The sequence below is a fragment of the Arthrobacter sp. WCS2018Hpa-7 genome, assembly GCF_031843805.1.
Taxonomy (GTDB): domain Bacteria; phylum Actinomycetota; class Actinomycetes; order Actinomycetales; family Micrococcaceae; genus Arthrobacter.
In genome coordinates this window covers 69,116-80,225 of the sequence record NZ_JAVTJB010000022.1, presented here as the reverse complement: position 1 = coordinate 80,225, position 11,110 = coordinate 69,116, and the positions used below count along the sequence as shown (strand labels likewise).

10 protein-coding genes are annotated in these 11,110 nt (G+C 60.6%); 2 read left to right on the top strand and 8 right to left on the bottom strand.

The annotated features are described in order from the left end of the window. The 6 genes from RQH14_RS19355 to RQH14_RS19330 form a co-directional block, all read right to left on the bottom strand. A partial coding sequence (locus RQH14_RS19355; RefSeq protein ID WP_311214754.1) for a Gfo/Idh/MocA family oxidoreductase occupies positions 1-781 on the bottom strand: 781 nt, incomplete at its 3' end. 21 nt (positions 782-802) lie between these two features. After that, positions 803-1,924: a Gfo/Idh/MocA family oxidoreductase gene (locus RQH14_RS19350; RefSeq protein WP_311214753.1), complete on the bottom strand. Its 1,122-nt coding sequence runs from the start codon at positions 1,922-1,924 to the stop codon at positions 803-805. Then, a complete protein-coding gene (locus RQH14_RS19345; RefSeq protein ID WP_311214752.1) occupies positions 1,921-2,682 on the bottom strand; it encodes a sugar phosphate isomerase/epimerase in 762 nt (253 codons plus the stop codon). The genes RQH14_RS19350 and RQH14_RS19345 overlap by 4 nt, the downstream gene beginning before the upstream one ends. Before the next feature lie 112 nt (positions 2,683-2,794). Further along, the gene (locus RQH14_RS19340; protein ID WP_311214751.1) at positions 2,795-3,688 is read right to left on the bottom strand and encodes a carbohydrate ABC transporter permease; all 894 of its coding nucleotides are present in this window, start codon (positions 3,686-3,688) and stop codon (positions 2,795-2,797) included. After that, positions 3,688-4,650, bottom strand: a complete 963-nt coding sequence (locus RQH14_RS19335) for a sugar ABC transporter permease (RefSeq protein WP_311214750.1) — start codon at positions 4,648-4,650, stop codon at positions 3,688-3,690. The genes RQH14_RS19340 and RQH14_RS19335 overlap by 1 nt, the downstream gene beginning before the upstream one ends. Positions 4,651-4,660: 10 nt before the next feature. Continuing rightward, positions 4,661-5,986 carry an extracellular solute-binding protein gene (locus tag RQH14_RS19330; protein WP_311214749.1) on the bottom strand — a complete coding sequence of 442 codons (1,326 nt, stop codon included), beginning with the start codon at positions 5,984-5,986 and terminating at the stop codon, positions 4,661-4,663. 272 nt (positions 5,987-6,258) lie between these two features. Between RQH14_RS19330 and RQH14_RS19325 the strand changes: the two genes are divergently transcribed. Then, positions 6,259-7,485, top strand: coding sequence for an ROK family protein (locus tag RQH14_RS19325; protein WP_311214756.1), 1,227 nt, complete (start codon positions 6,259-6,261; stop codon positions 7,483-7,485). A 46-nt stretch (positions 7,486-7,531) separates the two neighbouring features. Further along, positions 7,532-7,942, top strand: coding sequence for a heme-binding protein (locus tag RQH14_RS19320; RefSeq protein WP_311214748.1), 411 nt, complete (start codon positions 7,532-7,534; stop codon positions 7,940-7,942). Positions 7,943-8,356: 414 nt separating this feature from the next. Here RQH14_RS19320 and RQH14_RS19315 read toward each other — a convergent pair whose 3' ends face one another. Both RQH14_RS19315 and RQH14_RS19310 read right to left on the bottom strand, forming a co-directional pair. After that, on the bottom strand, positions 8,357-9,367 hold the full coding sequence (locus tag RQH14_RS19315) for an FAD-dependent monooxygenase (RefSeq protein WP_311214747.1): 1,011 nt from the start codon (positions 9,365-9,367) through the stop codon (positions 8,357-8,359). Between the two features lie 136 nt (positions 9,368-9,503). After that, a complete protein-coding gene (locus RQH14_RS19310) occupies positions 9,504-10,706 on the bottom strand; it encodes an MFS transporter (protein ID WP_311214746.1) in 1,203 nt (400 codons plus the stop codon). Between the last annotated feature and the right edge of the window lie 404 nt (positions 10,707-11,110).

The following is an 11,110-nucleotide window of genomic DNA, read 5'->3' as shown; positions in this document are numbered from 1 at the left end:
TTGCTCCGGAGGCGAGGGTCAGCGTGGCCCAAGCGGCGTCGTCGACCGTGACATCTTCCGGACCATTAGCGCCGGGGCGGCGGTCCACGAAGGTGTGCAGGCGGCCGGAGACCTCGGTGACGGCGTCACCCAGGAGGAAGAGGACTTGGTCGATGGCGTGGGAAGCGATGTCGCCCAGCGCGCCGGAACCGGCCGTTTCCTTACGGAGGCGCCAGGTCATGGGGGACTCGGCGTCGGAGAGCCAGTCCTGCAGGTACGCGGCGCGGACGTGGCGGATGGTGCCGAGCCGGCCTTCTGCAATGAGTTCCCGGGCCAGTGCGAGGGCGGGGACCCGGCGGTAGTTGAAACCGATCATGGATTGGACGCCGCGGGTGCGCGCCTTGGCAGCAGCCGCTGTCATCAACTCCGCTTCGGCTAACGTGTTCGCGAGTGGCTTCTCCACGAGCACGTGCTTGCCCGCCTCGAGGGCGGCGATGGCGATTTCGGCGTGCATCCAGCCTGGGGCGCAGATATCGATGATGTGGATGTCGTCCCGTTCAATCACGGAACGCCAGTCGGTGGCGGACTCGGCCCAGCCGTACTTGGCTGCGGCCTCTGCCACTTGGGTGGCGTCCCGGCCCACGAGCACTTTCTGCTCGAAGGCCGGGACGTCGAAGAAGCTGGCCACGTTCCGCCACGCATTCGAGTGGGCCTTACCCATGAAGGCGTAGCCAATGGCGGCCACGCCCAGTGGTTGACGCGTCTGGGAAGGGTGGTCGGATGGGTGGGCGGGGGTGGTCATGTTCTTGTTCCTCGCTATTTCTTAGAGAGTGGCTGTTTCGGGTGCCCAGTCCTCAGGGACCGCAGCCGAAGCAGGGGCGTTGCTGATGACATCCACGAACGAGCCCGATTCCACGGATTCAGCGATCGAGACCATGCTGTCCAGCACGTGGTAAGCGAGATCGCCCGTGGCCCGATGTGCGGTGCCGGCACGCAAAGCGCGGGCCATGTCCAGCACACCCAGGCCGCGGCCGTTGGCCGGACCGGTGGCAGGGATGATCTCCGGTTCTTCCGCGCCCGGACGCCAGAGCTTCAGGTCGCCGTCGAAATAGTTCGGATCCGGCAGGGACAGCGTAGCCTCCGAGCCCGTGATTTCGACGAAGCCCATCCGCAGGCGCGGCGATTCGAAGGAGAACACGCTGTGGCTGGACTGCCCGCCCTCGAACTGCGCCATCGCGGACACATGCGTGGGAACCTCGACGGCGAATTCCTCGCCTGCCTTGGGCCCGGAACCGATCACGCGGGTGGCCTTGGCGGAGGAGCCGACGGCGGCCACCTTACGGACCGATCCGAAGGTCTGAATCAGCGCGGTCAGGTAGTACGGGCCCATGTCGAAGAGCGGGCCGGCGCCATGCTGGAACAAGAACGCCGGGTTCGGGTGCCAGGACTCGGGGCCGGGGGTCTGGAACGTGGTCATGCCGGTCAGCGGGGTGCCGATGTCGCCACGCTCGATGATCCGGCGCGCCGTCTGCAACCCTGCGCCCAGGAACGTGTCCGGGGCGGTGCCGAGGCGGATGCCGGCGGCATCCGCGGCCTTGAGCAGGCCCAGCCCGGACTCTCGGTCAAGCGAGAAGGGCTTCTCCGTCCAGACGTGCTTGCCCGCGTTGACCGCGGCCGTGGCAACCTCCACGTGTGCTGCCGGGATGGTCAGGTTCACGATGATTTCGACGTCGGGATGGTTCAGTGCCAGCTCGGGCGCACCGAACTCGGCGATTCCGTATTCCTTGGCGCGTGCTTCGGCGGCGTCGACGAAGAGGTCGGCGATCACCAGGACCTTCAGGTCAGGGAAGACCGTGAGGTTGTCCAGGTACTGCTTGCTGATGTTGCCTGCGCCGATGACGGCGACGCCGACGGGGCCTTTGCGGGTGGAGGGTGCGAAGCTCATGCCTTGGCTCCTTCTGCTGCCTCTGCGCTGGCCGCGGCGGTGAGGTAGTTCAGGCTTTCGGTGATGCCTTCGAAGATGTCTCCGGAGTAGTCGTCGAATTCCACCACGCCAACCTCCAGGGACTTGGCAGCTGCGATGACATCCAGCACGGGGATGGTGCCCTGGCCGGCGGGCTGCTGAGCCTTGGTATCGGTGTTCCCCGGGCCGTCCTTGATGTGGATGAGCTTCACGCGGTCACCGAGGCGAGCCAGGAGTTCCACGGGGTCTTGCCCACCAACGGCAACCCAGTAGGTGTCCACTTCGAGGACAAGTTCGGGATCCAGCAGTCCTTCGAAGTATTCCAGGGCGGTCTTCCCCTCGATGGTGGACTCCAGCTCCCATGCATGGTTGTGGTAACCCACACGGATGCCGTACTCAGCACCCTTCTTCGCTGCAGCGTTGAGTTTGGCGGCCGTGGCCTGGATGGTTTCGGCGTCCTGCCAGTGCTCCGCGGGAAGGAACGGATCAATGACCGTGGTGATGCCCAGTTCCTTGGCGGCGGCGAAGATCGCATCCTGATCCTGGGACAGGAGCGGCGCGTGGCCGGAAGGAGCGGTCAGTCCGTTCTCCTTCAAAGCCGCACCGAGCTCTTTGGCGGTGGCCACGAAGTTGTACGGCTCAACCTGGGTAAAACCGATCTCGGCCACCTTCTTGATGGTTCCAGGCAGGTCCTCCTGGATGGCATTGCGGAGGGTGTACAGCTGGAGTGAGTAAGGCATCGATCCTCTTTCGTTGATAGACCCAGGAAAGGACTTGGCAGAATGTGGCGCTACTACGTTTGAGCTTGCGAACGGAGCATTCCTGATGTTGAGGTAGGGCTTCGAATGCCGCCTAGCGGCCTGCGAGGGATCCGCCGATTCCGCCGACGCTGAAGTATTTGTTCAGGGTGGCGAAGACGATGATGGGCGGGAGCATCATGATCACGGCGAGGGCCATCACGGATGTCCAGTCGGTGAGGTTTTGTTGGAAGAAGGATTGGACGCCCATGGGGAGGGTGAAGATTTCGTTGGAGCGGAGGAACACGATGGCTACCAGGTAGTCGTTCCAGGCCAGGAGGAAGGCGAAGATGGCGGTGGAGAGGATGCCCGGCAGTGAGTTCCTGAGGACCACTTTGGTGAAGGATCCGAACACTGAGCAGCCATCGATCCAGGAAGCTTCTTCGAGGCTGATGGGGATGGAGTCGAAGTAGGCGGCCATCATCCAGGTGGCCACGGTCATGGTGGAGCCGACGTAGATGATGGTGATGCCCATGAGGTTGTCCACCAGTCCCATGGCGGCGAAGAGGATGAACAGCGGGACCACCGAGGTGATGATGGGCAGTGACTGCATGACGAACAGCAGCAGGGAGTAGCCGGAGACTGCTTTGGAGCGGCCGCGCGAGAGGACGTAGCCGGCGGGTGCGGCGACGGCGACGGAGACCACCACGGTGGAGAGCGTGGTGACCAGGCTGTTCTGCAGCCAGATGCCAGCGAGAGTTTTTGTGAAGACGCCGGTGATATTCTCGAAGGTCAGCCCGGTGGTGGTGCTGTTGGGGCCGGGGGTCAGGGCCAGGATGACGGTGACCATGATGGGGACCAGGACGATCACGGTGATGGCTAGGATCAGGGCGAACCGCCACCAGCGTCCGCGCATGCCGGCTTCGGAGAGGGTGCGGCGGGTTTTGCCGGTGGTGGTGATGCCGAGGGCGGGTCCGGATTCGGGGTGGGCGTGGAGTGCTGCGCTCATTATTCGACGCTCGACTTTCGGATCTGGCGGTACAGGATGACGGAGATGACTACCAGGGTCATGGTCATGAGGAAGGCGATAGCGACGCCGGGGCCGGTGGCGAAGTCCTGGAAGACCGTGCGGTAGGCCAGGACCACCAGGGAGGTGGTGGCGTCGACGGGTCCGCCGCCGGTGAGCAGGTAGATGGTGGGGAAGTCGTTGACGCAGAAGATCGTCATGAGGATCCAGGAGATGTAGGTGGAACGGGCGATCAGCGGCAGGGTGATTTGCGTGAACTGCTGCCACTTGGAGGCGCCGTCCATGTTGGCGGCTTCGTAGACGGTGGTGTCAACGGATGCCAGGGCCGCGGAGATCATCATCATCATGAAGGGGAACGACCCCCAGACTTTGAAAACAATCACCATGACCGTCGCCAGGGTGGGGTCTGCCAGGAATAGGGGGGTTCCCAGGCCGAGGCCACGGAAGATCGAGGGGATCAGGCTGTCAGGGGTTGCCACCAGCCAGTTCCAGGCGGTGGAGGAGACCACGATGGGGACCACCCAGGGCAGGAGGAGCAGGACCTTGAAGGTTCCCCCTGCCGGGATTTTGGTGCGGAGGAGCAGTGCCAGGCCCAGGCCCACGGCCCAGGATCCGAAAACACCGACGATGGTGAACAGCAAGGTGAACTGGGCGGCTTTCCAGAAGGCGGGTGAGGAGAGGACTTGCTGGAAGTTCTCGACGCCGACGAAGTCACCTGTTTGGATCAGGTTGCCATCGTGTGTGGCCTGGATTCCGGCTTGGAAGAGCGGGTAGCCGTGGATCAGAACGAGCAAGAACACGGAGGGGAGCAGGAGCCAGAAAAACGTCCTGGAGGCCTGCGCGGAGAGCTTGCTTTTGCGGTTTTGGGTCCCGCCCCCGGGCCCGCCAGGGGCAAGCCCCTTGCGGGCCCGGGCCAGGCCGGACGGTGCTGTAGTAGAGGACATCACCGGGTGCTTACTTCTTCAGGACGGACTTGAGGCCGGTCTCAAAGGCCTGCAGTGCGGACTTCGCATCGGACTTGCCGGTCAGGACAGTCTGTGCGAACTGGCTTAGTGCTTGGCCGCCGTCCAAAACGGCCAGGTCTGCACTGAGTGCTGTGCCCTGCGCAGCGAAGGTCTTGGCGATAGGAATGTATTCATTGACGATCTTGACGTTGTTGGCATTGCCGGAAAACTCGGGTGTTTCTGTGATGGACTTGAACACGGGCAGTGCGTTCATAAGTTTCTTCTGCCAGAGTTCCTTGAGCTTGCCCAAGTAGTAGACCACGAACTCTTCCGAGGCTTCCTGCGATGGGGTGTTGGTGTACATCATGATGTTGTTTGGAAAGACCAGGGCTGCCTTGTCGCCGTGTGGACCCGCGATGGGGCTCGCAACCAGAAGGTCACCGGACGTGTCACCCACGCGTTCCGGAACACCCAAGGCGTACATACCGAAGGCGGCTTTGCCTCCCTTCCATTGAGAGTCAAGATTGTCTTGGGTGTAGCTGACAGCAGCAGGGTCGATGACACCATTCGAAACGAGTTCGAGCATGAACTCGACAGCTTCGACGTTACGGTCATTCATGACGTCCAACTCGCCGTCCTTGTTGAAGACGCCGCCACCGTTGTTGAGCATCATCATGATCATCAGGTGGTTGCCCATATTGTTTCCGGAACCAGCGCCCGTGGCGAAACCAGTGGCTCCGATGCCCTTCATCTTCTTGCCGGCCTCAAGCAAAGATGCCCAGTCGGTCGGAACCGCGACGCCTGCCTTGTCAAACAGGGACTTGCGGTACCAAAGCGGGCGGACGTCCAACATCCAGGGAACAGCGACGTAGCCTTTGGCGGTTTTGAAGGGCTCGACCACGCCGGGGAGGAAATCGTCGAACTGTCCATTGGCCTTCAGCTTCTCAATGACTTTGTCCGCGTACGCGATCTGGCCCTGCTGCTCGAACTGAAAGGCCTGGAAGCCGCCACCGGTGGAAACGGCCGGGCCGGTCTTGGACGCCACGGCCGAGGAGAACGTCTGGTAGAAGTTGTTCCACTGGATGATCTGGTAGTTGGCCTTGGCGTTGTTCGCGCCGGAAAAGCCTTCGGCCAGGGTTTTCGCAGTGTCGTTATAGGCGGGTGTGCCCCACGGCATATCCCAGAACTTTACGGTCCCGCCGGCGCCGCCCCCTCCGCCCTGGGTGGCTGAACCGCCGCCGCAGGCGGCCAGCAACGGCACTGAAGCTGCCGTCGCGGTCAGGCCGAGGAAGCCGCGGCGGGAGAAGGCTTTTTTGCCAGTGGTCTGAACGTTCATGATGATTCCTTTCAAGGCCGCCCACCTCGGGACAGCGGGGGCTGGGCTCAACGTTGAGTAGTGAAAGAGCGACTTGCAGCTAGTGGAATGAGTCTTTAGGCCGGGGTGAAGCGATGCGGAGATCACTACGTCGCGTCCGAATTAACGAACCATCATCCCTAAATGAGAATACTGACCTAACTTTTGTCGAAGGTCAAGCAAAAGATGCATGTGACAGATCAGACTTCTATTTTTGTGACAGAATGAAGTTCGAGCTGCTATCTCTGGTGCACATGACATCGGATTTGAGTGCGTCACTACCGAGAGACGCCGGGCTGGGCGCCGCCTACCGTACAGGAGACCTTTTCCAGGTGCTTCGAGACGGGAAAGCCCGTACCCGGGCCGAACTCGTTATCTCGTCCGGTCTGGGCCGCTCCGCGGTTGCCTCACGAATCGAGACGCTCATGAGGTCAGGGCTGGTCGGGCCGGCCGGGGACGCGGCGTCCAGCGGTGGGCGACCGCCCACTCGTTATGCGTTCATTCCGTCGGCGCGCGTCGTAGTCGCGGTCGATGTCGGGGCCACTCATGTGACCGCCGCTGTGACGGACCTCAGCGGAAGAGTGATTGCCGAGTGCCGCTGGGAACAGAATGTAGCGGACGGCCCTGAAGTTGTCCTCGCAGAGGTGGTAGCCCGAGGTAGGGGGTTGTTGGCGGTCGTACAACGCGATGTCAAGGAGGTGGCTGGAGTAGGGATCGGACTTCCGGGTCCAGTGGAACACGGAAGTGGTACCCCTGTGAGGCCCCCAATCATGCCGGGTTGGGATGGTTTCAACGTGGCTCGGTACGTCCGCGAATCCATGGATCAGTCCCTGCCGGTATTGGTAGATAACGACGTGAACATGATGGCCATAGGGGAGCGTGCGGCCCACTGGCCAGAGCTTAAGGATTTGCTGTTCATTAAGGTCGCCACTGGCATCGGATCAGGCATCATCAGCAGCGGGCAGCTCCAGCGTGGCGCCAATGGGACCGCAGGGGACATAGGCCACGTGAGGGTGCCTCGCGGTGATTCTGTTCAGTGTATGTGCGGCAACTACGGATGCTTGGAGGCGCTTGCCTCCGGCCCGAACATTGCTCGTTTACTCAGGGAACAAGGGCAGAACGTAGAAGAAGGACATGATGTCCTCCTGGCGGCAGCCAGCGGAAATCGGTGGGCCATACAGGCCTTGCGACAAGCTGGAAGAGATATTGGCGACGTCGTTGCTTCGGCCATTAATCTTCTCAACCCCTCCATGGTCGTGGTTGGGGGAAGCATCGGCCAGTCCGGGGGGCATTTGATTGCGGGCATACGCGAGGTTGTTTATCAGAGATCTCCTGCACTTGCCACTTCCCAACTCCGCATTGGACTTAGTAAAGCAGGCCCGCTTGCGGCCATCCTCGGGACAAGCCGGATGGTCACGGAGCACGTTCTATCTCCGAACGTTATCGAGGAAGCATTCTTTGGGCAAATGCGGGCCGGCTAACCGCTCCGAATTTCAAGGAATAAAAGAAAAGAGAAAGGCAATAAATATGCGTACATCATTTGACTCTTTCACTCTTAGAGACGCCTGGCGTATTGGTGTAACCCTCGTTCAACGATGCATTGATGAGAAGCTGCCGGTGACCATAGGCATCTGGTTGGGGGAGCAGCGGATTTTCCACTGTGCGAATGAAGGCACGAGTGCCGACAATGATGCATGGATTGAGCGCAAGGCCAACTCGGTTCGTCGATTTGAGTGCTCCTCAATTGAAGCTCATAAGAAGTTCGGCGACTTAGGGCTGGATTTCTACACTTGGTTTGGGGTGTCGCCCGCAGACTATGCCTTGGCCGGGGGCGCTGTCCCCATTTTTGTGCGGGGCTCTCTGGTCGGAGTTATTGCTGTCTCTGGACTGGAATCCTCTGAGGACCACGAACTTGCTTGCTGGGCACTCGCCCAGTAATTACCTCTTTCGCCGCGCAGCCTTAGAACGAATTTTTATACGCGTGGACAGTTGCGGCAAGCCTGGCGCGTTGTTCGGTCATGCTTTACCAGTACTGGGAAGGACAGCAGGCAGACTTGACAGCGGCGGGAGTGCGCTGGCCGTCCGGTCATCAGTGTCTGCGCTGTTCATCTTCGATTAAGGGTGCCCCCTAGTGGGTCTCTGGCGCTGAGGGTAACCCGGCTTCGACCGGTCGCCGTCGTCGCGAATCTTCATCCGCCGCGTCGGCTTAGTCGCGCAGTTAATGCGTGCTGACCGGCTCGAAGCTGGCAATAGTTTAGGGCCCAAGAGCCTCCGGCTCTGACGCATACCCATTCATCTGGTGTACGTCTCCGGAGATACTTTAAACCATGGGATTGTTGCTAGAGAGAGCTATCACTTTTGCGTGCGGGCAAACCTTCGGCTGAAGTCCTGTCCAGATCGGACCAGTCCTTGTACTTTGCGTAGGCGTAAATCTTCGTATGCTCGGAGGGTGTCCGGTAGCGTCGTCATGCCGGTGAGCGCTTGTGCGAGTGCTTCTGCATCGGTCAGGGCGGATCCGAACCCCTGACCGGTCATCGGGGTATGAACGTGTGCGGCATCTCCGATGATTGCTAGGCGGCCGTTGACCAAAGTTGTGGGTAGGTACTCAGCTATCGGAGTTCCCGTAATTTCCTGACGGGTAATGCAGAACGCAATGAGTTCCCGCCACGGCGATGGCCACTGTGATTGAACCATTTCTGCGAGCTCCACATACAGCTCAGCGGAGATGTCGTCGGGTCGGACGGAATGGTGCACCACGTCATTGCGCACATGGCCGTTGTCGCGCAGAAAAGCATTGTGCGAATTGTCATAGAGTGCCCAGCCAATCCGGCGATGGCCATGTGTTCCACCGCCACGCCTGCCGCGCATGGCGTAACCAAACAAGACGCTGTTCTCGTTGCTGAGGAACGCACCACCGTCGAACTCTGGATTTCCCCGGAGTTTTGCTGGTAGGGACGCTTCGTCTACCATGCCCAGCCAGATCACATATTGGGCAAAGCCGGCGTCCTGGTGGTCGGGAGCGATGGCGCGCCGCACCACGCTGCGATGGCCGTCGGCGCCTACGACGAAGTCTCCGGTGAAAACTTCACCCGCATCGGAGGTCACCCAAGCCTGATTGGTGTTTTGGTCGATCCCAACGACAAGCGTGTTGTCGATAGCGCTAATTCGGTTGTCACGTTCCACTGTTGCTCTAAGCGACCTGTGGACAGTCTCCCATGCTTGGCCGCCCCCTGGCAGGGATGCTGGGATTCTGAGTGCCTCGTCGGATGTATCCCAGCCGGTAACCCTTTCGATCAGAGCGTCCTCAATCATGAGTGCGCCCCCTGTACGCAGGTGCGGGCCTTCTTTTTCCAAAAGGGTCACGGTGAAACCAGACCGAGACAGAACAAGAGACGCTAGGAGTCCTCCGAGCGATGCCCCTACTACGACGATGTGGCCTCTGGGGCCTCCTTGATAGCGGATCTTTACTGCATTTTGCCCCACCCGCACATCCTTCCATTCAGCTGTGCTTTGGATCTTTTCGATGTGGGCGCATGATCAGCCCTGTGTAGAAGGCCGCGCCCGCGAGGATGATGGTCGCAGCGAGAAGGGGAGCGGCAGGGTTGATTCCGTCAATCAGGGCCCCACCGAACAACGCGCCGGACATCATCGCGACCTGGATTGCGGCCACCAGCAGGCCGCCTGTGGACTCAGCATGCTCCGGGTACGATCGGGCGACCCAAGTGGACCAACCCACTCCTGCCATTCCCACGAACAGACCCCAGGAAGCGATCAAGGCTGCTGCGGCAATCCAGGACTGACCAAGCAGCAACAGGGCAAGTAGGAGTACGGCCTGTGCGGCTGCGGTGATTGGTAGCACCAGGCGAAGATTCCACTGCATAAGGGGCGCTGCGAGGAGTGTTCCGACAAAACTGGCAACACCAAAGCAAAGAAGGACCACTGACAACTCGCTGGAGTTCACGCCTGAAACGCCCTCCAGATATGGGCGAATGTAAGTGTTGAAACTATAGGCGCCGCCCCAGAACAGGAGGACGGCGGCCATTCCGGGGATCAATCCCGGAAGTAGGAGGACGGCCTTCACCTCTACCTTTCGGGATCCGCCCAACGGGGCCATCGACGGAAGTACGAAGTATTGGAAGGCAACAGCCGCCGCGCACACAACAGCAACGCCGGCAAATACAGCGCGCCATCCAACGACGTCGCCAAAAAGGGCTCCCAGTGGAGCAGCAGCGATCGCTGCGACAGTTGAACCGCCGAAGATGATCGACAGCGCCCTTGGCACACTCGTAGAGGGGACAAGGCGCAGGGCCAAGGATGCGGCGAGGCCCCATACTCCGCCGAGAGTGATGCCGAGTACCAGTCGGGCAGAGAGCATGATTGTGGCATTCGGAGCGATGGCGACGACAAGATTAGACGCGATCAGCGCACCACCGAAGATCAGGAGCAATGGACGGCGGTTGTACCTGCGCGACAGCGGAGCAACCAGAAGGCTCGTCGCGACGGCCAAAATTGCTGTTGCAGTAACCGATTGCCCGATCAAGCCTTCGCTGACGTTCAGGGAAGAAGCCATCGGCGTTAGCAGGCTGGCAGGCAGCAACTCGGAGGCACTGAGAGCGGCAATGACGATGGCAATGGACCAAATTGCACCCCAGGCAGGTTTTGGCGATGTTGTGGTGGTAGCGGTGGAAGCTGTAGAAGTCATGAACCTAACAAGTCACTTAGTGGATATTGAATATCCGCTAAGTTTAGCACTAAGTGGATGTCAGTTGTCCATTTGGAACTTTCGGCCGAGCGTCGGGTATGCTCCGTGTCCCCTGTGGCCGAAAAGGCGGCAGCCGCAGTCGACAGGGTTGCATGCCAGCCTTGGCGAAGTGGGCGGCCATGCGGGTGCGGATCGGGCTGGGCTGTGGTGTTGCTAAACCAGCAATCGAACGGGGCCTCAGTTAGTGGTGACCAAGGCCCAGGACAGAGCGAGACCGTCGCAGGGTGCCGATTGATACCCTGCGGGTTGGCCCGTTGGGACGTCGCTCGTCGGTGTTGTAACGCTGAGGGATCCACTTTGGGGGATCAGTCATCCCGAGTCGGCGAACCGCGATCGCATTTGCG